The 21,367-nt window shown below is 62.3% G+C and carries 22 protein-coding genes; 13 read left to right on the forward strand and 9 right to left on the reverse strand.

The features are described 5' to 3' along the window. The first annotated feature begins 41 nt into the window (after positions 1 to 41). Genes AQS8620_RS07270 through AQS8620_RS07280 form a run of 3 tightly spaced genes read left to right on the forward strand, consistent with a single transcriptional unit; the run spans position 42 to position 2,670 of the window. A complete protein-coding gene (locus AQS8620_RS07270) occupies positions 42 to 1,151 on the forward strand; it encodes a UDP-3-O-(3-hydroxymyristoyl)glucosamine N-acyltransferase (protein WP_085836403.1) in 1,110 nt (369 codons plus the stop codon). Between the two features lie 44 nt (positions 1,152 to 1,195). Beyond that, positions 1,196 to 1,462: an acyl carrier protein gene (locus AQS8620_RS07275; protein ID WP_085836204.1), complete on the forward strand. Its 267-nt coding sequence runs from the start codon at positions 1,196 to 1,198 to the stop codon at positions 1,460 to 1,462. After that, positions 1,459 to 2,670: a beta-ketoacyl-[acyl-carrier-protein] synthase family protein gene (locus tag AQS8620_RS07280; protein WP_085836205.1), complete on the forward strand. Its 1,212-nt coding sequence runs from the start codon at positions 1,459 to 1,461 to the stop codon at positions 2,668 to 2,670. Before AQS8620_RS07275 ends, AQS8620_RS07280 begins: the two co-directional genes overlap by 4 nt. A gap of 70 nt (positions 2,671 to 2,740) precedes the next feature. Here the strand turns inward: AQS8620_RS07280 and AQS8620_RS07285 are convergent, their stop codons facing one another. Beyond that, on the reverse strand, positions 2,741 to 3,472 hold the full coding sequence (locus AQS8620_RS07285) for an invasion associated locus B family protein (RefSeq protein WP_085836206.1): 732 nt from the start codon (positions 3,470 to 3,472) through the stop codon (positions 2,741 to 2,743). 622 nt (positions 3,473 to 4,094) lie between these two features. Here AQS8620_RS07285 and AQS8620_RS07295 point away from each other — a divergent pair. Then, on the forward strand, positions 4,095 to 5,657 hold the full coding sequence (locus tag AQS8620_RS07295) for a helicase HerA-like domain-containing protein (RefSeq protein WP_085836208.1): 1,563 nt from the start codon (positions 4,095 to 4,097) through the stop codon (positions 5,655 to 5,657). Positions 5,658 to 5,715: 58 nt separating this feature from the next. Here AQS8620_RS07295 and AQS8620_RS07300 read toward each other — a convergent pair whose 3' ends face one another. Genes AQS8620_RS07300 through AQS8620_RS17045 form a run of 5 tightly spaced genes read right to left on the reverse strand, consistent with a single transcriptional unit; the run spans position 5,716 to position 10,813 of the window. Beyond that, positions 5,716 to 6,516: a 23S rRNA (adenine(2030)-N(6))-methyltransferase RlmJ gene (locus tag AQS8620_RS07300; RefSeq protein WP_085836209.1), complete on the reverse strand. Its 801-nt coding sequence runs from the start codon at positions 6,514 to 6,516 to the stop codon at positions 5,716 to 5,718. A 1-nt stretch (position 6,517) separates the two neighbouring features. Beyond that, on the reverse strand, positions 6,518 to 7,834 hold the full coding sequence (locus tag AQS8620_RS07305) for an HlyC/CorC family transporter (protein WP_085836210.1): 1,317 nt from the start codon (positions 7,832 to 7,834) through the stop codon (positions 6,518 to 6,520). A 30-nt stretch (positions 7,835 to 7,864) separates the two neighbouring features. Then, positions 7,865 to 8,815: a site-specific tyrosine recombinase XerD gene (locus AQS8620_RS07310; RefSeq protein ID WP_085836211.1), complete on the reverse strand. Its 951-nt coding sequence runs from the start codon at positions 8,813 to 8,815 to the stop codon at positions 7,865 to 7,867. Further along, on the reverse strand, positions 8,812 to 10,611 hold the full coding sequence (locus AQS8620_RS07315) for a hypothetical protein (protein WP_085836212.1): 1,800 nt from the start codon (positions 10,609 to 10,611) through the stop codon (positions 8,812 to 8,814). The genes AQS8620_RS07310 and AQS8620_RS07315 overlap by 4 nt, the downstream gene beginning before the upstream one ends. Positions 10,612 to 10,651: 40 nt before the next feature. Next, positions 10,652 to 10,813, reverse strand: coding sequence for a hypothetical protein (locus tag AQS8620_RS17045; RefSeq protein WP_159453215.1), 162 nt, complete (start codon positions 10,811 to 10,813; stop codon positions 10,652 to 10,654). A gap of 81 nt (positions 10,814 to 10,894) precedes the next feature. On the opposite strand from AQS8620_RS17045, the gene AQS8620_RS07320 reads away from it, so the two are divergent. Next, on the forward strand, positions 10,895 to 11,473 hold the full coding sequence (locus AQS8620_RS07320) for a shikimate kinase (protein ID WP_268805377.1): 579 nt from the start codon (positions 10,895 to 10,897) through the stop codon (positions 11,471 to 11,473). Continuing rightward, a complete protein-coding gene (gene aroB, locus AQS8620_RS07325; RefSeq protein WP_085836214.1) occupies positions 11,470 to 12,594 on the forward strand; it encodes a 3-dehydroquinate synthase in 1,125 nt (374 codons plus the stop codon). The genes AQS8620_RS07320 and aroB overlap by 4 nt, the downstream gene beginning before the upstream one ends. Positions 12,595 to 12,711: 117 nt before the next feature. Here the strand turns inward: aroB and ssb are convergent, their stop codons facing one another. Further along, a complete protein-coding gene (gene ssb, locus AQS8620_RS07330) occupies positions 12,712 to 13,242 on the reverse strand; it encodes a single-stranded DNA-binding protein (protein WP_085836215.1) in 531 nt (176 codons plus the stop codon). A gap of 409 nt (positions 13,243 to 13,651) precedes the next feature. Between ssb and AQS8620_RS07335 the strand changes: the two genes are divergently transcribed. After that, positions 13,652 to 14,248: a lytic transglycosylase domain-containing protein gene (locus tag AQS8620_RS07335; protein ID WP_085836404.1), complete on the forward strand. Its 597-nt coding sequence runs from the start codon at positions 13,652 to 13,654 to the stop codon at positions 14,246 to 14,248. A 180-nt stretch (positions 14,249 to 14,428) separates the two neighbouring features. Then, entirely contained in the window at positions 14,429 to 14,959 is a 531-nt protein-coding gene (locus AQS8620_RS07340; protein ID WP_085836216.1) for a hypothetical protein, read from the forward strand. Positions 14,960 to 15,020: 61 nt separating this feature from the next. Here AQS8620_RS07340 and AQS8620_RS07345 read toward each other — a convergent pair whose 3' ends face one another. Beyond that, complete coding sequence (locus AQS8620_RS07345; RefSeq protein WP_234990411.1) at positions 15,021 to 16,019, reverse strand: helix-turn-helix domain-containing protein; 999 nt, start codon at positions 16,017 to 16,019, stop codon at positions 15,021 to 15,023. A gap of 110 nt (positions 16,020 to 16,129) precedes the next feature. Next, entirely contained in the window at positions 16,130 to 17,035 is a 906-nt protein-coding gene (miaA, locus tag AQS8620_RS07350; RefSeq protein WP_085836217.1) for a tRNA (adenosine(37)-N6)-dimethylallyltransferase MiaA, read from the reverse strand. Between the two features lie 184 nt (positions 17,036 to 17,219). Here miaA and pyrH point away from each other — a divergent pair, with 184 nt between their 5' ends. The 5 genes from pyrH (at position 17,220) to dxr (ending at position 21,357) form a co-directional block, all read left to right on the forward strand. After that, complete coding sequence (gene pyrH, locus AQS8620_RS07355) at positions 17,220 to 17,942, forward strand: UMP kinase (RefSeq protein WP_370737885.1); 723 nt, start codon at positions 17,220 to 17,222, stop codon at positions 17,940 to 17,942. 102 nt (positions 17,943 to 18,044) lie between these two features. Next, positions 18,045 to 18,608 carry a ribosome recycling factor gene (gene frr, locus AQS8620_RS07360; protein ID WP_085836406.1) on the forward strand — a complete coding sequence of 188 codons (564 nt, stop codon included), beginning with the start codon at positions 18,045 to 18,047 and terminating at the stop codon, positions 18,606 to 18,608. Positions 18,609 to 18,729: 121 nt separating this feature from the next. Then, the gene (uppS, locus tag AQS8620_RS07365; protein ID WP_085836219.1) at positions 18,730 to 19,449 is read left to right on the forward strand and encodes a polyprenyl diphosphate synthase; all 720 of its coding nucleotides are present in this window, start codon (positions 18,730 to 18,732) and stop codon (positions 19,447 to 19,449) included. Positions 19,450 to 19,502: 53 nt separating this feature from the next. Further along, positions 19,503 to 20,183 carry a phosphatidate cytidylyltransferase gene (locus tag AQS8620_RS07370; RefSeq protein ID WP_085836220.1) on the forward strand — a complete coding sequence of 227 codons (681 nt, stop codon included), beginning with the start codon at positions 19,503 to 19,505 and terminating at the stop codon, positions 20,181 to 20,183. Positions 20,184 to 20,187: 4 nt separating this feature from the next. Continuing rightward, a complete protein-coding gene (gene dxr / locus AQS8620_RS07375) occupies positions 20,188 to 21,357 on the forward strand; it encodes a 1-deoxy-D-xylulose-5-phosphate reductoisomerase (protein WP_085836221.1) in 1,170 nt (389 codons plus the stop codon). Positions 21,358 to 21,367 lie beyond the last annotated feature (10 nt).

Below are 21,367 nucleotides of genomic sequence, written 5' to 3' on the forward strand. Positions count from 1 at the left end.
TGCTCGAGCTTGCGGCGCGGCGTGACAAGAACGGAGACACCATGAGCGCGATCACGATGGCAGAGCTTGCAACCCGCATCGGGGGGCAGCTTGTGGGCGATGGCACGGTCGTTGTGACCAGCGCCGCCGAGCCCAAAGACGCCGGCGCGCAGGATGTGGCGCTGGCGATGGACCCGCGGTTTGCGCAAGGGTTGGCGGGCAGCGGCGCTGTTGCGGCTGTCCTCTGGGCGGAGGCGGATTTTGCCACGCTTCAGCAGCAGAGCAATCTGAAAGCCGCCATTCTGGTGGGGCGCGCGCGGCTGGCCATGGCGGGGATTACCGCCAGTTTCGACCGCTCGATGCAGGTCGAGGCGGGGATTCATCCGATGGCCTACGTTGATCCCACTGCTGAACTCGGCGCGGATGTCGCGCTTGGGCCTTTCGTCTGCGTCGGCGCGGGGGCGAAAATCGGCGCGCGCAGCAGGATTGGCGCGAATGTGTCGATTGGCGCGGGTGTGGTGATCGGTGAGGGCGCCGTTATTCACGCCGGCGTGGTGCTCAACGCCCATGTCACCATCGGGGCGCGGTTCATCGCCCAGCCCAATGCGGTCGTCGGGGGAGACGGGTTTTCCTTTGTCACTGCCGAGAAATCCAACATGGAAGAGGCGCGCGAAACCCTGGGCACCGCCTCGGTGGATCACGGCGCCCAGGACTGGCTGCGCATTGCCTCCATCGGCGGCGTAGTGATTGGCGACGACGTTGAAATCGGGTCGAATGCCTGCGTCGATCAGGGCACAATCCGCGCGACCCGCATCGGCTCGGGCACGAAAATCGACAATCAGGTGCAGGTCGGCCACAACGTGGTGATCGGGCGCAATTGCCTGCTGTGTGGGCAATCGGGGGTCGCCGGATCGGCGGTGATCGGTGACAATGTGGTGATCGGCGGGCGGGCGGCGATTGCCGACAACCTCAAGATCGGCGATGGCGCGATCATCGGCGGGGGCGCGGGAGTGTTGTCCAATGTGCCTGCCGGTCGCGCGATGATGGGCACCCCTGCAGTGCAGATGAAAACCCATGTCGAAATGTATAAGGCGCTGCGCCGCTTGCCACGGGTGTTGCGCGACATGACGGCGTCACAAAAACCTGTTTCAACCACAGAAAATTCGGACTAAAAATCCGCCCAAGATCAGACAGACAGAAAGCGGGAGGCAAGAGCATGGCCGAGAACGTGAAAGACAAAGTCATCGCGATCATCGCGGAACAGGCAGTTCTCGACGAAAGCGATGTGTCCATGGACCAATCGCTCGAGGCGCTCGGGATCGACAGCCTTGGCCTTGTCGAAAGCATCTTTGCGATCGAGGAAGCCTTTGACATCACCGTGCCCTTCAACGCCAACGAACCCGAACAGTCGGAGTTCGACATCTCGTCGGTGGCCTCGATTGTGGCGGCGGTGGAAAAACTTGTCGCTGAACAAACCGCATGAAACGGGTCGTCATCACCGGCGCGGGCACGGTCAACGCGCTTGGTTTGAGCGTTCCGGCCACGATGGAGGCCATGCGCGAAGGGCGTTGCGGCATTTCCGAGCTGAACTTTCGTGACGTGGATCGACTTGCGATCAAGATCGGCGGGCAGGTCCATAACTGGGATGCCGAGAACCGGTTCAACCGCCAGCAAATCGCGCTCTATGACCGCTTTACCCAATTCACCCTGCATGCCGCCAAAGAGGCCATTGGCCAATCCGGCCTGACCTTTATCGGGGAACTGGCTGCCACATCCGGTGTCATTCTGGGCACCTCGGGGGGCGGGCTGACCACGCAGGACGAAAACTACCGTGTGGTCTATGAAGAGGGCAAGAACCGCGTTCATCCCTTTGTCGTGCCCAAGCTGATGAACAATGCCGCCTGTAGCCATGTGTCGATGGAATATAACCTCAAGGGGCCGTCCTTTACGGTGGCCACGGCCTGTGCGTCGTCCAACCACGCCATGGGGCAGGCGTTCAACATGATCCGCTGTGGCATGGCAACCGCGATGGTCACGGGCGGGTCGGAATCCATGCTGTGCTTTGGCGGGGTGAAGGCGTGGGAGGGGCTGCGCGTCATGTCCAAGGATGCCTGCCGCCCGTTTTCCCTGAACCGCAACGGCATGGTACAGGGCGAGGGCGCGACGGTGTTCGTGTTCGAGGATTATGACTATGCCAAAGCCCGCGGCGCGGATATTCTGGCCGAGGTGATCGGTTTCGCCATGACCTCGGATGCGTCCGATATCGTGATGCCCTCCAAACAGGGGGCGGCGCGTGCAATTTCGGGCGCGATGAAAGACGCCAAAATCAACGCCGAGGATATCGGCTACATCAACGCGCATGGCACGGGCACCGCTGCCAATGACAAAACCGAATGCGCGGCGGTGGCCGACGCCTTGGGGCACCATGCCGACAAGGTGATGATGTCCTCGACCAAATCCATGCACGGGCATTTGATCGGTGGCACGGGGGCGGTCGAATTGCTGGCCTGTATCATGGCGCTGCGCGACGGGGTGATTGCGCCCACGATCAATTACGAAGAACCCGACCCCGAATGCGCGCTGGACGTGGTACCCAACGAAGCGCGCGATGTGCCGGTGGATGTGGTGTTGTCGAACGCTTTTGCCTTTGGCGGGTTGAATGCGGTTCTGGCCCTGCGCAAAGCCGCCTGAGGCCTACGACCTCAGGACATGAAAAAGGCGCGGAGTGACCCGCGCCTTTTTTGTCGTCTTTGCCGCCAGCTTACTGTGCGTTGGCGTCGGCCAGCGGCTTGTTGGCCTCAATCGATGCCGCATAGGCGGCGGTAAAGCCCGAGAGCGACAGGTTCAGCGCCACGGGCTGATCGGCGGCAGCCACGGGCACCACGGTGATCGTGGCCTGCTTGCCTGCTTTGAAACCGGCAATTTCTTCCGGGGTCAGGCCGATGCGGGAAAAACAGCCCATTTCGGTGCAAAAGGCGTAAGGGTAGCGCATGGCCTCGCCGTTATCGACGGCCAGTGTCAGCGGCACGGTCAGCAGGGTGCCCAGCGGCGCAATCACGGTCGCACCGGCTTCGGCACCGCCTTCAGAGGAGGGCAGTTGGAAGAGGGTGATTTCAGCGACATTGTTGCCTTTGTCGTCTTGCAGCAACTGGTAGATGTTGCAGCTATCCAGCCCGCTATCGACTTCGCGGCAGCGCAATTGCCAATCCCCGTGAGTCGACACAAGGCGGCTGCCATCGGGCATCACGTTGCTGTCGCTCGAATCGCTGGTTTGGGCGGTTGCCGCGTCTGATGCGGTCTCTGCGGGCGCCGGTGTGCTTTCTTGGGGCGCGCTCTCTTGGGTGGCGTCCGCTTGGGGGGCAGTGTCCTGTGCGGCAGCGTCCTGTGCGGCGGTGTCTTGGGCAAAGGCAAGGGGTGCAAAGCCCAGCCCGAGGACGGTTGCCAAAGCAAGCGATGCGGTGCGACCGGAAAGGCGGCCTGTGATTTGTGTCATGATCGTCCTGTGGATTTAAGTGACTTTGCAGCGTCTCTATCACGTGGGCCAAGGACTGTCAGGCGGATTTGGATCAATCGGTGGTGATCTGCTGATCCGCCTTTGGCGGGGGGGCTTTGGCGCGGCTGTGCGGGAGCCGTTTGTGCACCAAGCGCTTGTGGTGGAACAAAAAAAAATGGTGGTGACATGAAAAAAGGACCGCAAAAACGCGATCCTTTTTTACATTTTTATTCCCTGTCAGACTTGGCTGATCTGTTATTCTCCAGACGCTAGACGAAGACAAAAAGGCCGTCAACAGCCCACATTACATTTGTGCGACAGCGCCCGTGCAGTGCGCGGCAGCCGGTCTGATGTGCAAAATAATTCAGCAGTTTATGCGGCGTGAGTGTGGCCTGTCGCGCTGCGGCCCGCGCGGGTTGTGGGGCGCGGGTTATGCGGCGTCCTTTGGGCAAAAAAAACCGCGCGCTCCGATGAGCAACGCGGCCAGTCTGACAGGGAGGAAGTCAATCCAGATCGAAGAGGAGGACGATCTGGACAGGTTCACACTGGCACAAAAGGGTTAATTTTGTATTGTCGCGGGGAACCGGTGGTGAACTTAAAGAGAACGGGAGTGTCGGGCGCGATGAGCGAAAGCATTTTTATCGGAGGCGGCGGCGCAGATTACGGCGCGGCGCAGGGGTTGTTGTTGAAATACGGCAACCGCCACGGGCTGATCGCGGGGGCCACCGGCACCGGCAAAACGGTCACCCTGCAGATTCTCGCTGAAGGCTTTGCGGCGCAGGGCGTTCCGGTGTTCCTCTCTGACGTGAAAGGCGATCTGTCGGGGTTGGCCAAATCGGGCACACCAGAGGCCAAGCTGCATGAGGCCTTTGTGTCGCGCGCACAAAAGATCGGCTTTCAAGACTACGCCTATAGCGCCTTTCCCGTGACCTTCTGGGACCTGTTTGGCGATCAGGGCCACCCGATCCGCACCACCGTTGCGGAAATGGGCCCGCTGTTGTTGAGCCGCCTGATGGAGCTGAACGATGCCCAAGAGGGTGTGTTGAACATTGCTTTCCGCGTATCGGATGAACAGGGGCTACCGCTGCTGGACCTCAAGGATCTTCAGGCGCTGCTGGTCTGGGTGGGCGAAAACGGCAAGGACTTGAGCCTGCGCTACGGCAATGTGTCGGCGGCCTCCGTGGGGGCGATCCAGCGCGCGCTTTTGGTGCTCGAAAACCAGGGCGGGGCGCATATGTTTGGCGAACCGGCGCTGGAACTGTCGGATATCATCCGCACCGATGCCGACGGGCGCGGGCGGATTTCCATCCTTGCGTCGGATAAATTGATGAACAGCCCGCGTTTGTACGCGACATTTCTGCTATGGCTGTTATCCGAACTTTTTGAGGAGCTTCCCGAAGTTGGCAATCCCGACAAGCCCAAGCTTGTGTTCTTTTTTGATGAGGCGCATTTGCTGTTCGATGACGCGCCCAAGGTTCTGGTCGATAAGGTCGAACAGGTCGCACGCCTGATCCGCTCGAAAGGTGTCGGCGTCTATTTCGTCTCCCAGAACCCCGCCGATATCCCCGAAGACATTTTGGGGCAGCTGGGCAACCGCGTACAACACGCGCTGCGCGCGTTTACGGCGCGCGATCAAAAGGACCTCAAGCTGGCCGCGAAGACCTATCGGCCCAACCCCGCATTCGTCATCGAAGACGCGATCCGCGATGTCGGCACGGGCGAGGCCGTCACCTCTTTGTTGCTCGACAAGGGCATTCCGGGAATCGCGGAACGCACCTTGATCCGCCCGCCCTCCAGCCAGCTTGGGCCGATTACCGCTGGCGAGCGCGCAGATTGCATCGCAACCTCGCCCATCGCCGGCAAATACGAGGCCAAAATTGACCGCGTGTCAGCCATGGAAATGCTGACGGCCCGCGCAAGCAAAGCCGCAGAAGCGGCCGCCGCCGCAGAGGCCGAGGCCGAGCGCCTGGAGGCGCAGGAAAAACAAGAAGCGCAAGCGGCGCGCGAATTCCAGAAGGCGCGCCGCTATGATGGGGGCACGACGACCTCGCGGCGCAGTTCACGTGCCAAAGGATCGGATGCCTTGAGCGCCCAACTGGGCAAAATGGTGATGAAGGAATTGACCGGCACCACCGGAAAGCGCATCGTGCGCGGCATTTTGGGCGGGCTGTTCAAATCGCGCTAGCCTCGCATCAAGGCGCTGTTTTATAAGGATAAAGGGCACTGCGCGGCGGTGCCTTTTTTCATGCCAGCGTTTTGAAAAGCTTGGTCAATCGCGCGATTTCCCCGCTCAGCCCGTAGGGCGTGTTCACCATGAACAGGCCCGATCCGACCATGCCGTGCCCTTTGCGCGCGGGGGGGAACGCGACCTCGAAGCGTGTGGTGTCGGGCAGATTGGCCGCTTCGAGCGCGCCCAGCATGGCATGATGCGCCCCGGATGTGAGGATCGGATACCACAACAGGATCACCCCTACATTCCATTTGCGATGCAGCTGCTGGATCGTTTTGGGGATCGTGTCGTAGTCGGTTTTGATCTCGTAGGAGGGATCGATCAGCATCAGCCCGCGCCGCGGATCGGGCGGGCAGATAGCCTGTGCCATTTCAAAGCCGTCACGCTTGTGCGTGGTGACTTTTGGCATGTCGCCCAAGGGGTTACCCGCCAGATTTCGCTCAAGGGCGGCATGTTCTTGCGGGTGGAGTTCGGCCAGTTGCATTCGATCCTCGGGGCGCAGAAGGCTTGCAGCAACCGCAGGCGATCCGGGATAGGCGCTCTGTCCAAAGCCGCGCTGCACCTGCGCAATGGCGCGCGCATAGGGGTGGTCGGGCTGGAACCAATGGGCAAACCGTTCGATCCCCTGCGCTGCTTCGCCGGTCTTCAGCGCCTCGGCCGCGTCCAGATGATACAGGCCACGACCCGCGTGGGTTTCGATATAGGTGAGAGGTTTGGGTTTTTGCGTGAGATAGTCCAGCGCGGTTGCGAGAACCGCGTGTTTTTGCACATCCGCCAAATTGCCCGCGTGGAAAATATGTTGATAAGACAGCATCTTAGAGCGGGCGGATTTTGAGCTTGGCAATGCGGTTGGCCTCGCGCGTCACCACCTCGAAGCGAAAGCCGTGGAAGGAAAACACCTGCCCCTGCGCGGGGATGGTCTGGGCCTCATGGATCACCAGACCGGCGACCGTATTGGCGTAATCATCGGGCAATGCCCAATCGGTGGCGCGGTTAAGGTCGCGAATGGTGGTGGTGCCTTCAACGACATAATCGCCTGATTTCAAGCGTTTGAACGGGCTTGGCGCATCTTCGTCGAACTCGTCGGTAATTTCCCCCACGATTTCTTCAAGGATGTCTTCCAACGTGATCAGGCCGCGCAGGGACCCGTATTCATCCACAACCAGCGCGAAATGCGTGTGACGGCGCAAAAACTGGCGCATCTGGTCGTCTAGCGTCGTGGTTTCGGGGACGAAATAGGGCTTCATCGCCACGGACATCACGTCGAAATCGGCCATGCTGGTATCGGTTTTTCCGGCCTCGTCGCGGCGGGCATGCATGGCGCGCAGCATGTCTTTGGCATGAAGAACACCGACGATATTTTCGGGATCGTCGCGATAAAGCGGCAGGCGGGTGTGCGGGGAATTAAGTGACTTTTCAAGGATTTGATCGGCAGGCAGCGCGGCGTCCACCATTTCGATCTGACTGCGGTGCAGCATGATTTCCTCGACCGTGCGATCCGCCAGATCCAGCGCGCCGAGCAGGCGGTCGCGGTCTTCTTTTTCCACGGCGCCCTCGGAGTGGCCCAGCGAAATGGCGCCCGCGATTTCCTCGCGCACGGCCAGAATCTGGCTGTCGGGGTCGGTGGTCACCCCGAAAAGCGACAAAAGCCCGCGCACCAGCGCGCGCACCGCCGCCACGATGGGCGAAAAGATCAGGATGATCCCCGCGATGGGCGCAGCCACGCGCGAGGCCGCGGTTTCGGGGTTGGTGATCGCATAAGTCTTTGGCAAGACTTCAGAAAATACCAACACCAAGAGCGTCATGATCAAGGTCGCCAGCGCCACGCCGCCATCCCCCACAACACGCGTCATCAGCGCGGTGGTCAGCGATGTGGCCAGAATATTCACCAGGTTATTGCCCAGCAAAACCGAGCCGATCAGGCGTTCGTTGTCCTCGGTAATGTCAAGCGCGCGCTTGGCCCCTTTCGACCCTTTGTCGGCCTGCGAGCGCAGCTTGCCGCGCGAGGCCGCGGTCAGCGCGGTTTCCGAGCCGGAGAAAAACGCGGAAGCCACCAGCAGGGCGATGATCCCCGCGGCTGTCAGCCAGAATGCTGCATCCAGTTGCGCAAGAAAAGACGTGTCAGAAGTCATTGTTTTTACAAAGGTCGCTTTTGTTTGAGGTCAGTCGTCTTTGGCCAGCGGATGATGGGTCAGCACCAGATCGCGCAGGCGGTCTTGCAGAACATGGGTGTAAATCTCGGTCGTGGAAAGGTCTGCATGGCCCAAAAGCGTCTGGATGGCGCGTAAATCTGCACCATTGGCAAGTAAATGGGTCGCAAAGGCGTGGCGCAGCGTGTGCGGGGTGACGGTTGCGGGCGACACGCCGCCGTTCACCGCGATGTCTTTGAGCAGCAGGAAAAAGCCGGTGCGCGTGAGATGCCCCAGCTTGCCGCGTGAGGGAAACAGGAATTTCGACGCAGGCTTGCCCTTGGCGCGGGCCGCATCCTCAAGGGTGTCACGGGTTTCGAGCCATGCGATCAACACGTCGCGCGCGGGCGGCGACAGGGGCACCATGCGTTCCTTGCCGCCTTTTCCGCGCACCAGAAGCATCTGCGGATTGCCCCGCGCCGCCGCGACGGGCAGGCTGACCAATTCGCTCACCCGCATGCCGGTGGCATAGAGCAGCTCCATCAGGCAGGTGTTGCGCAGACGGTCCTCTGCCGTGCGCCCCGTTTCGCGCGCTGCCGTCAGGAGCCGCTCGACCTCTTGCACGCTGAGGGTTTTGGGCAGGGCTTTCGTGCGCCCCGGTCCGCGGATCTGGATCACCGGATTGTCGTCGCGCCACCCTTCCTCGAAGGCAAAGCGGTAGAGTTGTTTGATCGAAGACAGGCGGCGCGCACGGGTGGATTGTGCCAGTCCCTGTGCTTCGCAAAACACCAGATAGTTTTCGACATCGGCGCGGCTGGCCGTGGCGAAATTACGACCCTCACGTGTCAAAAAGTCCCCAAAATCAACCAGATCTCGGGCATAGCTCAGGCGTGTGTTTTCCGCCGCGCCAAGTTCGGCGGCCTGTGCCTCGCTAAAGGCCTGAAGCCAGAGTGCACCCTGTACCGCAGCTTTGGGACCGCTCATGCGCCACGGTCCATCAACAGGGCCTCGATGCCGGCGCGCCGTGCCGTTTCTTCCAGGCCCGCCGCGCGCAAAAAGGCCAAAGCGTCGCGCAGCTCGTCAAGATCGACCAGCGCATTGCCATCCAGAAGCGCCAGCGCGGCCAGAATGCCTTCGCCAAGCTGGGCGTTTTGCGTGTAGCCCGACAGGCGCTCGGGCACGCCGCGCATCGCAAACCCGTCGCGGATCGCCAGCATCAGCGGCGTCGGGCGGTCGGGCAGCACGGGCGCCCCCAGCGCAAGGCTTTCGGCCAACGCAAGGGGCGCGCTGGCGGGGCTGTCGCTGCGCGCGCCCGCCTCGTAATCGGGCGACAGCAAGACGATCGTGCGCGCGATATCGCTGTGATCGGGCAGGGCGCTCGCATCATCGAGAAAGGGTAGCAGGCGCGCGGCAAACAATGTCGCAAACGGGTCTGTCGTGCCGCCCTCGATCATCGCGGGCCACACAACGTCCAGCGCCCCGTCCAGCGCCCCGTCCAGCGACCCGTCCAGCGCTTCGGGCGTTCCGGCCTCTGCCGCGCTTAGCGCCCGCTCGAAATTTTGCAGGGCGCTGACACGATCCCAGATTCCGCCCGAGGCCGCGGGACCGGCTTCGGTCCAGATGCCGAGCCACCGGTTGGCATCCAGCGCCCCCGCACGCGCCAGCCGTTCGGAGGCGATGATGCGCGCGCGCCAGCCGATGACATCGCGCAAATCGCTTTGGGCAAAGGCCAGAGGCAGGGTGTTTGTAGGGATCGGTTCGCCCACCGCTTCGAGCATGCGAAAGGCCAGCGGGGTGAGCGGTTGGGGCACATCCAGTTCGCTGGCCTCGTCAAACAGATCGGGGTCGAGAAATTTGGTGATCAGCGCGTCTTCTTGCGCGGAGATGAGGTCGAGCGCCTCGGCGGTCGCCAGCGTCACCGCCGCCGCATCCCAGCGCCCGCCACGCGCCAGACAAAAGATGCGCGCAGGATAGGTCGGCGACAGGTTGGGCAGCGCATCAAGGCGCGCGCAGGCCTGATTTTCCGTGCCCAGCAGCAGTTTGACATCGAACCAGCGGCGAAAGAATTCGGGACGGCTGACCTGGGCGCGCTCGATCAGCGCCTCGGCCTCGTCCAGCGCGCCCATTTCCAGCAGCGCATCGAGGCGGGCGATCAGCAGGATGGCATCCGGGTCAAGGGCGGGGGGATCGAGTTCGGCGAGCAAGAGCGTGTGAAACAGGCGCTGCGCGGCGGGCAAGAGGTCGCGCTGCGACAGGTCGCTGATCTGGCGCGCAAGGCTGCGCGCATCCGAGGCCCCCCAGAGATCGGCGGGCAGGCCGGTGACAGAGGGGGGCAACAGCCCCGCTGCATTCGGGTCGGGGGCATCGAGCGCGCGCACGGTGACGTTTTCGGGCAGGGCATTGGTCGCCAGATCAAGCGGGTCGGGCGCGCCGGTCGTGCCGATAGAGCGGTTCGAGGCGGTGGGCGACTGGGGCGCGGCAACGGAATCCGACAGCCAGTCGATGGCCGACAGGGGCGCTTCCCCGGTGGCGGGGACTGCGGCGGGAATTGGGGGGCTGGCTTGCGCGACGGCGCTGGTGGCGGGCAGGCACAGGCACAGCGCCAGCAGGCTGCTTGCCCCGTGCAACCGGTGCAACCGGCGCAACCGGCGCCACACAGGCAGCTGCGCATTCAGGCGCGCGTTCTGGCGCGCGCGCAGGGCGGCGCGCTCAGGACGGATCGCAGGCCCGATTGCAGGCCAGAACGCGAACCGGATCGGGGCGGGCAGAAATCGCATCATGCTGTGGGGGCGCTCAGGTCTACGCAGGCGGTCGGCGGGGTCATTGCGCCTCCAGCGTGACGGGAACGCGAACCTCGCTTTGGTTGGCCGAAAGATTGCCCAGGTAGCCATAGCCGATCAGCCCCAAGAGGCCTGCGACCACAATGACCAGTACCAATCGTCCCAAGAACTTGCCCATACGCACCAGCCTTTCGTGTTCCATGCCTCATTCTGCGCATCTGTCGGCGCAGCGTTGCATTTATATATGGCATTTTTCCGCAGATCACGCCATTGAGGGGCCGGAATTTTTTTCAAGCAGGAAGATGCCGGTTTGGCGTGGAAGCTTAACAGAACGGTCGCCCTCGTGGGCATGATGGGCGCAGGTAAAACTGCGGTGGGCATGGCGCTGGCACGCAAGTTGTCCGTGCCCTTTGTCGATTCGGACGCCGAAATCGAAGAAGCGGCGAACCGCACCATTGCAGAAATTTTCGAACGCGACGGAGAGGCGTTCTTTCGCGAAAAAGAGGCGCAGGTCATTTCGCGTCTTCTGGACGGATCGCGGGTGATCCTCTCGACGGGCGGCGGCGCTTTTCTGGCGGAACGCAACCGCGAGGCGATTGCCGCGCGCGGGGTGGCGGTCTGGCTCAAGGCCGACGCCGACCTGTTGTGGAACCGCGTGCGGCACAAAACCAACCGGCCGTTGTTGCGCACGGAAAACCCCTATGAAACCCTGTCCGCGCTGTGCACGACGCGCGCGCCCTTCTACAGCAAGGCGGGCGTCATTGTTGAGGCCGAAACGGGCATGCCGATCGAGGCCATGGCGCAAAAAGTGCTGTCGGCGCTGGCGGCACATCAAGATATTCTGGAGGAGATCCCCGCATGACCACGACCATTCGCACCGTGCATGTTCCCTTGGGCGAACGCGCCTATGATGTCCGGATCGGGGCGGGGCTTTTGGCGCGCTCGGGCCGTGAAATCGCGCCGATGCTGGGCACCCAGAAACGCGCCTTCGTGGTGACAGATACCAACGTCGGCGCAACACATCTGCCCGCTCTGACGGCGGCGCTGGCCGAGGAGGGCATCGCGCTGCACGCGCTGACATTGCCTGCGGGCGAGGCGACGAAATGCTGGGCCGAACTGAGCCGCACGGTCGAGTGGTTGCTGGCCGCGCGGGTGGAACGTCGCGATATCGTGATCGCCCTTGGCGGCGGTGTGATCGGCGATCTGGTCGGATTTGCCAGCGCGATTCTGCGCCGCGGTGTGCGATTCGTCCAGGTGCCGACAACATTGCTGGCGCAGGTCGACAGTTCGGTCGGCGGCAAGACCGGCATCAACACCGAACACGGAAAGAACCTTGTGGGGGCGTTCCACCAGCCCAGCCTTGTGCTCGCGGATACCGGCATCCTGCAAACCCTGCCGGCGCGCGATTTTCTGGCCGGCTACGGCGAGGTGATCAAATACGGGCTGCTCGGGGATGAATTGTTCTTTGAGTGGCTGGTTGAAAACGGTCCCAAAATGGCCGCAGGCGACCTTGCCGCGCGCACCTATGCCGTCAAACGCTCGGTCGAGATGAAATCGGAAATCGTGGTACGTGACGAAACCGAACAGGGTGACCGGGCGCTGCTTAATCTGGGCCACACGTTTTGCCATGCGCTGGAAAAGGCCACCGGCTATTCGAGCCGCCTGTTGCACGGTGAAGGCGTCGCCATCGGCTGTGCTTTGGCGTTCGAGTTGTCGTCGCGTCTGGGTCTGTGCCCCCAGGAAGACCCCAGCCGCCTGCGCGAGCATCTTGGGGCGATGGGCACCAAAGTCGATCTGCGCGACATCGACGGGGACTTGCCCGATGCCGATACTCTGCTCGATCTGATGGGGCAGGACAAGAAAGTGCTCGATGGCCAGTTGCGCTTTATTCTGGCGCGCGGGATCGGAAAGACCTTTGTGACTTCGGATGTGCCGCGCGAGGTGGTGCGTGATCTTCTGAGCGAGGCGCTGGCTGCGCGCTGATTTGCGCTGGACGCTTGCCGCGAGCCATTGATGATACGAAAAAGGAGCGTCCCGCGGGGCGCTCCTTTGGTGTTTTGCGGTGTTTTGCGGTGTCTTGTGCGGGGATCAGAACGCGGATCAGAACGGGATTTCGTCGTCATCCATCGACGAGCGACCGCCGCCAAAGCCGCCGCCGCTTTGGGAGCCGCCCGACGGTGCGCCACCACGGTCGTCATAGCCACCGCGATCATCGTAGCCGCCACCCGATTGCCCACCGCCGCCGTAGCTGCCTTGGCCGCCGCCCTGACCGCCATCGCCACGACCGCCCAGAAGGGTCAGTTCGCCGCGATAGGGGCGCAGCACGACTTCTGTCGAATAGCGGTCGTTGCCCGATTGGTCCTGCCATTTGCGGGTTTCGAGCTGGCCCTCGATGTAGACCGTCGAGCCTTTGCGCAGATATTTCTCCGCAATATTGCCCAGCGGCTCGGAGAAAATCGCGACCGAATGCCATTCGGTGCGCTCTTTGCGCTCGCCGGTGGTGCGGTCTTTCCAGTTTTCCGAGGTGGCGATGCGCAGGTTGACCACTTTGCCGCCGTTTTGGAAATTGCGCACTTCGGGATCGCGCCCGAGGTTGCCGACGATGATAACCTTATTTACCGAACCTGCCATGGGGACCTCTTTTTTGCCGTACTGTCTTTGGTGAAATCATGCGTTCGAATCTCGAACCTGTCTGGGCGGTGTTACACCACTGCCGCCCCCTTTGTGAAAGTATAAAACGGGCGCGCGCGCGGCGAAAGGCCTCATCGGACCTGCGCCGCGCGCCGCATGCAGGCAGCTGGACCCTTGGATTGAACGCGCGTTTTCCCAAGCGGTGCAAGCGCGGATCCCCCGGGCCAGGTCGGCGGATTTCCCCGATTGCGCGAAAAACAGTCAAAACTTGCGCTGGAAATACAGGGGTCCGCCCGTATAGTGCCCGATAACAAAAACGACGGTCGAGGGACTGATGTGGTATTTGACGGATGACGCGCAGGGCGCTGCGGGGCAAAATGCTTGGCCTGTGGTGCGGGTAAAACGGCGGATGATCTGCGGCGCGCTGGCCCTTGGGCTGGTGGTTGCGGCGGGGTTTGGGCCCGCGGCAAAGGCCAGCGCTGACAGTATCAGCTTTTCGTCCAAATCGCGCAATTCGGTCTATGCCTCGCAGCTTTCGGTGCTCGACGGGCGCGCAGCGCAGCAATATTCCAGATCCGTCGAACTGGCCCCCAAAGGCGCGGCGGTGCCCAGCAGTTTTTCGGGCAGCTATACGGGCAAATATGCCGGTCCCTATCTGGCGATGGCGCGCAGCACGGCGCGCAAACACGGGGTTCCAGAAGAATTGTTCTTGCGGCTTGTGCAGCAGGAAAGCGGTTGGAATGCCAGCGCAAAGTCGCATAAGGGCGCGATCGGGCTGGCGCAGCTGATGCCCGACACCGCGCGGGTTTTGGGGGTCAATCCCAACAATCCGTCCGAAAATCTCGACGGCGGTGCGCGCTATCTCAAAATGATGCACGCCAAATTCGGCTCGTGGCGTCTGGCGCTGGCGGCCTATAACGCCGGTCCCGGAGCGGTCGAGAAATACAACGGCGTGCCCCCGTACCGCGAGACCAAGAACTACGTCCTGCGCATCATGGGCAGCTAGAGCCCGCACGAGAGACCCGGCAGCGAGAAGTCCAGTAGCGAGAGGGCCGGCCGTGATGCCCAAGCTGTGATCCGCGGCGTCCTGTGGGCGCGGAACCTTTGCGAAATCCCACGCGTTGTCCTGTCAATCCCGCCCGCAGACACCCGTCTGGCCGGCGTCCCCCGATTGAAAGGAACGACCATGAAACGTTCGATTATTGCAACTCTTGCCGCCACCACTGTTTTGGCCACCTCTGCCGGGGCTTTTGCCCAGTCGATGAGCTACTCCAGTGTCGAAACCAAAACCGAACTGGAAGCCGTTGACAGCAACGCGCTGACCTATTGGCCGGAAATTTCCGCTGATGTGGACATGGCCGTTCTCGGGGCGATTGACCCGATGATGGTGGAGGATGGCAACAAGGTTGAAGTCGCCATCGAGGAAATTTCGCTGGGCGGCACCACGATGCTGAACGCGCAGGGCGAATTCAACACGCTGATCGGCGAAGTGCGCATTTACACCCAAGATGACGCCCTTGTGGACAGCTTCCCCGTGTCGCTGACGGCCGAGGTCGGTTCGCTGCCGATGATGCCGCAAGACGCGATCGTCGTGGCCCCGTCACGCGCGGATTTCTACGATGCGATGGTCGGCGTCTTTGCCAATGACGTGGCCGAGCGTCTCGTGTTGCAAGGCAACATTCAGGAGATGATCAACGACAGCCCCAACGCAGGCTGACCCTTTCGCACGACAGTCATGATCCGCCGCAAGCCTTTGCTTGTGGCGGATTTTTATGTGCTCAATGCGTCTGGCGGGGCGGATGGCTTTTGCGAAATGCCGAGGGGCTTTGACCCGTGTGGCTCTGGAATGCGCGGGTGAAATAGGCCGCAGAGCGATAGCCCAGAGTGCTGGCGATATCTTTGATTTGCAGGTTGCTATCAATCAACAGGCGGCGCGCCTCAAACAGGATACGATCCGCCAAAAGCGACGAGGCAGGGCGACCGCAGGCCAGATTGCAGGCGCGGCTGAGATGGGTGGTCGAGACGCCAAGTTCGGCCGCGTAATGGGTGAGATTGGCCCCTGAGGTGAATTCTTCTTCGACCAGAGCGGTGAAGGCGGCGGCAAGTTTGCGCGAGGCATCGGGCGTCAAACCGGCATCCGGCATGCCCGCGGTTTGCCGGTTCAACCACACCCCGATCAGCCCCGAAATGTGAAACAAGGCCGTCGCGCGGTCGGGATGTCCCGCATCGATTTCGCGCGACAACTGGTCAATAAGCGATGTAATTTCCGTCTGTTGTCCGACATCGCGAAAGCGAAGGTGGAGCGGCTCGCGGGGCAGGGACAGCCGGTCTGTGTCGGGAAAATGCACCAGAGAGCCATAGATCGCGCCCGTCACTTCAAAGCCATACATGGTGCGCGGTGGCAGGAACAGCAGGTTATGAGGCCCAAAGCCGCGCGTGATCCCTGACATGGTGATGCGGCCCTGCCCACGGGTAAACCACAACAGGCTCGGCGTGCGGTGCGAGCGCATGGCCTCGGTGCGCCAGCGTTCGCCCTGCGCCATGCGCGTGAGGGCGCTGATCGCGTAATCACCGGCCTGCGGGTGGTCTTGGGCCAGAACCTCTTGGGCCAGTCTTTCTTGGGCCAGTACTTCTTGGGCCAGTCTTTCATGGGCCTGAACTGCGGGAGGCGGTGTTGTCGTGCTGGCCGCCGTGCCGGAGGTGGTGCGCGCGTTCAGGGGCGCGCGCTGCGCCTCAAACGGCAGATCAGCGGGCAACAGCGGCTGGGAACGGGCCATGAGCACAGACTCCAAATGTTCGATTTGTGCAAGAGTACCAAATCTCCACCGAAAATGCGACAAAAAATCTTTTGTGCTCAATCGGTTGGTCGGGGTGGCTTATCTTGGGGTCAGTCCGTTTCGGGCAGCGAAATGCGGTGCCAATCGGCCATTTTCGAGCGGAACCACGTCCGCTGGCGTTTGGCATATTGGCGCGAAGCGGCCTGCGCGCGCTGGCGGGCCGTATTGAGGTCGATCTCGCCGCGCAGATAGGCGATCAGCTCCGGCGCGCCGATGGCTTTGGCGGAAGGGGCGGCAGGGGTCCAGTTCGCCAGATTGGCGCGGGCTTCGTCCAGCGCGCCGCCCGCGAGCATCAGATCAAAGCGCCGGTCGATCCGCTCGGCCAGCCAGTCGCGCTCGGCGTCCAGAACCAGGGGCGTCACCTGATCGAGCGCCAGCAGCGGCGCAGGCGTGTCGGCGCGCCATGCCGCAATGCCGCGCCCCGTGGCCTGCAGGACCTCCCAAGCGCGCTGCACCCGCATGGGGTTTTGGCGATCGAGCGCCTGCGCCGAGGTCGGGTCCCGCGCGTCCAGTTCGGCCAAAAGCCCCTCGAACCCGTCGCGGGCAACGCGCGCATCCGCCTCGGCGCGCAGGGCGGGCGGGGTTGGGGGGATCTGCGCAAGCCCTTGTGTCAGAGCGGTAAAATACAGCCCCGTGCCGCCGGTGATGATCGGGCGCGGCCCGCCGGCGCGCCAGTCGGACAGGATGTCGTCCACCTCGCGCAACCAATGACCGACGGAATAGGCGCAGTCGCCCGCCAGATGGCCGTACAAGCGGTGGGGCACGCGGGATTCTTCATCCTTCGAGGGGCGCGCGGTCAGGACGCGCCAGTTGCCAAAGACCTGAAGCGCATCGGCATTGACGATCACGCCGCCCTCGCGTTGCGCAATTTCGAGGGCCAGGGCCGATTTGCCGCTGGCAGTGGGGCCTGCGATCAGCACCGGCCTGTCTTTTGCGTTTGCGAGGCCGTCAGGCATTGAACTGCGGTCGAACATTTGGCAATTGACCTATCGAGGCGCCAATGGGGCGCGATTATCTGCACGTGTCCATTGTGTCGCGCGCCCGTTCAGGGCAGGGTCGCACAAGGTTTACACGCCAAGCGTAGGGATCCATTTTATGACCGAGCAGCCCAAAGGCCAAGACGATATTCAGGGGACCCCGATGACCAGAAATACCAGCAAATACAAGCGCGTTATGCTCAAGATTTCCGGTGAGGCGCTGATGGGAGATCAGGGGTTCGGCCTGCATCCGCCCACCGTCGAACGTATCGCGCGCGAAGTGCAAAAAGTGCAGGAAATGGGTGTCGAGATTTGCATGGTGATCGGCGGGGGCAATATTTTCCGCGGTTTGCAAGGCTCGGCGCAGGGCATGGAACGCACAACGGCCGATTACATGGGGATGCTCGCAACGGTGATGAACGCGCTGGGGATGCAGGCCGCGTTGGAAGCCCTCGGGCTGCACACCCGCGTTATTTCCGCGATCACCATGAACGAGGTGGCCGAACCCTACATTCGCCGCCGCGCCGTGCGTCACCTTGAAAAGAAACGCATTTGTATCTTTGCCGCCGGTACGGGCAACCCCTATTTCACCACCGACACAGCGGCGACCCTGCGTGCCAACGAAATGGCCTGCGAGGCGATTTTCATGGGCAAAAACGGTGTCGATGGCGTTTATGACAAAGACCCCAAAACCAATGCCGATGCCAAACGCTACGAGAATATCAGCTACGACGAGGTCTTGTCCAAGCATCTCAAGGTGATGGACGCCTCTGCAATCGCTCTGGCGCGCGACAATGATCTGCCACTGATTGTGTTCTCCCTTGATGAACCGGGGGGCTTTCGCACCATCCTCGAAGGGCATGGCACCTATACAACTGTCAGCTGATTGCGGTATAAGCGCGCAGAAATGCTGCGCGCCGCATCGCGCCCAATACCACAGGGCCCGCACAGGCAGCGGGCCAAAGACGAGAATACCGGGAAAAAAACCATGTCCGACGAAATCGAAATCGACCTTGATGACCTGAGCCGCCGCATGGAAGGCGCGATGAGTTCGCTCAAGACGGAATTTGCCTCCCTGCGCACCGGTCGCGCCTCCGGCTCGATGCTTGATCCGATCATGGTGGACGCCTACGGGTCGAGCACGCCGATCAACCAGGTTGGCACCGTCAACGTGCCCGAGCCGCGCATGGTCACGATCAACGTCTGGGACAAGGGCTTGGTCGGGAAGGTCGAAAAAGCCATTCGTGAAAGCGGTTTGGGCATCAATCCCCAGCTCAACGGCACGATCATCATGCTGCCGATCCCCGAGTTGAACGAGGAACGCCGCCGTGAACTGACCAAAGTCGCCGCAAGCTACGCCGAACATGCGCGCGTTTCCGTGCGCAACGTGCGCCGCGACGGGATGGACCAGATCAAGAAAGCCAAAGCGGCGGGCATGTCCGAGGACGACCAGAAGCTCTGGGAAGGCGAAGTGCAGGAGACCACGGATAAATACATCAAAATGGTCGACGCCGCGCTTGAAAACAAACAAGCCGAAATCATGCAGGTCTAAGCGACAGGATTGGGCGGCGCGCGTCTTCCCGCCACAGAGTGGCGAGGTTTTTGCGCGCCGCGTGTTTTGCTGGTAAGAGGGTGCGACGGGTAACGCGCGCGCAGCGTGCAGGAGCAGGGTCTTGAAGGACGTGACAGTAACAGGGCCCGCGCATGTGGCCATCATCATGGATGGCAATGGCCGCTGGGCGACCACCCGTGGCAAGCCGCGCCTGTTCGGTCACACCGCCGGGGCCAAACGCGTCAAGGAAATCGTGCGTGCCTGCCCTGATGTTGGTGTCAAATACCTGACGATATTTGCTTTTTCGACTGAAAACTGGAAACGGACCCAATCGGAGGTCTCCGGTCTTATGTCACTGTTTCGCCGCTATATCATGGGCGAAATGAAAGACCTCGTGTCCGAAGGGGTGCGGGTGCGCTTTATCGGAGACCGCCACCGGCTTGACAGGAAACTGGTCGCGCTGATGGACGAGCTGGAAACTGTGACCGCCTGCAACGACACTGTGCATCTGACGATTGCCCTGAATTACGGTGGGCGTGACGAGGTGGCGCGCGCGGTCAAGGATCTGGCGCGCGACGTGGCTGCGGGCAAGCTTGATGCGGAAACGGTCAGCGAAGTGACTCTGGCCAGCTATCTTGACACCCATGTGCTGCCCGACCCCGATTTGGTGATCCGCACCTCGGGCGAGGCACGGGTGTCCAACTTTCTGCTCTGGCAATCGGCCTATGCGGAATACGAATTTATCGACACGCTCTGGCCGGATTTCACCCGCGAGATTTTCGCGCAATGTGTGGACCGGTTTGCCGCGCGCGACCGCCGGTTCGGCGCCGTGAAAGCCTGACCGGACGCAGGAGACGCGGCGGCGCGGTGCAAGGCGGAGCTTGAGGAGGACAGATGGCCAGCAAACTACGGGAAAAATGGGGCGACCTCGGGGTGCGCGTCACCACGGGCGTTGCGCTGGGGCTGGTGGGCTTGGCCGCGATTGCCGCCGGACCACGGGTGTTTTCCGTGCTGGTGCTGGTCTGCGGTTGCATCATGATCGGCGAACTTGCCGTGATGCTGCGCGCGGGGCTTGAGCGCAAGCGCGACTGGGGCATCGCCATCGGCTATGGCGCGCTGATTATCCTTGGATCGCAAGGGCTTGTCGCGCTGGCGCTGGACGGCGGGCGCGCGGAGCTGGTGTTTTACATCGGGCTTGTGGTGGTCACGGATGTGATGGGCTATTTCGTCGGACGCGCTGTGGGAGGCCCGAAATTCTGGCCCTCCCTCAGCCCCAAGAAAACTTGGTCCGGCGCGATTGGCGGCTGGGTCGGGGCGGCGGTTTTGGCCGTGCTCTGTCATGGTGGTCTGGCGGCGGTGACCATGCCGCTTATGGTGTTTGTCGCGCTGTCGGTCGCCATTTCCTTTGCCAGCCAAATGGGTGACATTGCCGAAAGCGCGATCAAACGGCACGCCGGTGTCAAGGATGCGTCCAATATTCTGCCCGGCCATGGGGGGGTGATGGACCGCTTTGACGGGCTCGTGGGGGTTGGCGCATTGTACTATCTGCTGCATCTGATCGACGGGGTGCTTTAGGCCCATGCGCAGAATTTCCATATTCGGATCAACGGGCTCCATCGGCCAGAACACCATCGACCTGATCCGCCGCGCCCCGCAGGACTATGAGGTGGTGGCGCTTACGGGCGGCGCGAATATCGCCCTTCTGGCGCGCGATGCCCGCGAGTTTCGCGCACAAATCGCCGTCACGGCAGATGAAAGCCGTCTGGCCGAGCTGCGCGACGCTTTGGCCGGATCGGGGGTGCAGGCCGCCGCCGGTCGCCACGCCCTGCGCGAGGCCGCAAGCCGTCCTGCCGACTGGGTGATGTCGGCGATTGTCGGCGCGGCAGGACTTGCGCCGGGACTTGAGGCGCTGAGCCACGGCACGACCTTGGCCCTGGCCAATAAGGAAAGCCTCGTCACTGCGGGGCCGCTGTTGATGGGGGAGGCACAGGCACATGGCGCGCGCATCCTGCCCGTCGACAGCGAACATTCGGCAGTGTTTCAGGCGCTGGTGGGCGAAGAGCGCAGCGAGGTCGAGCGGGTCATCATCACCGCCTCCGGCGGCCCGTTTCGCACATGGGATCAGGCGCGGCTTGAGGGGGCGACGCTGGAACAGGCCTGCAAGCATCCCAATTGGGCGATGGGCCAGCGCATCACGATCGACAGCGCCTCGATGTTCAACAAGGCGATGGAGGTCATTGAAACCAAAGAATATTTCGGATTTTTGCCCGAACAGATCGAGGTGCTCGTGCATCCCGAAAGCATGGTGCACGCGCTCGTGGGCTTTCGCGACGGGGCGCTGATGGCGCATCTGGGGGCGCCCGATATGCGCCACGCCATCGGCTATGCGCTGCACTGGCCCGAGCGGCGCGATCTGCCCGTGGCGCGGCTCGATCTGGCCAAACTGGGCAGGCTGCGCTTCGAGGCCCCCGACGAAGTCCGCTTTCCCGCGCTGCGTCTGGCGCGCGAGGTCATGGCGACAGGCGGGTTGGCGGGGGCGGCATTCAACGCGGCCAAAGAGGCGGCGCTGGATTTGTTCATCGCCCAGCGCATCGGCTTTTGTGACATGGCGCGGCTGGTGGAACAGGTGCTCGCGGCAATGTCAGCGCGCGGTGAGCTGGCAAGCACTGGTCTGACGCTGGAATGCGTGGCACAAGCCGATGAGGTTGCCCGCGCGCGGCTTTTGGACGGCGCGCAGGTGAAAGCATAGCACACGCGGT

The sequence above is a fragment of the Aquimixticola soesokkakensis genome, assembly GCF_900172375.1.
GTDB lineage: Bacteria > Pseudomonadota > Alphaproteobacteria > Rhodobacterales > Rhodobacteraceae > Aquimixticola > Aquimixticola soesokkakensis.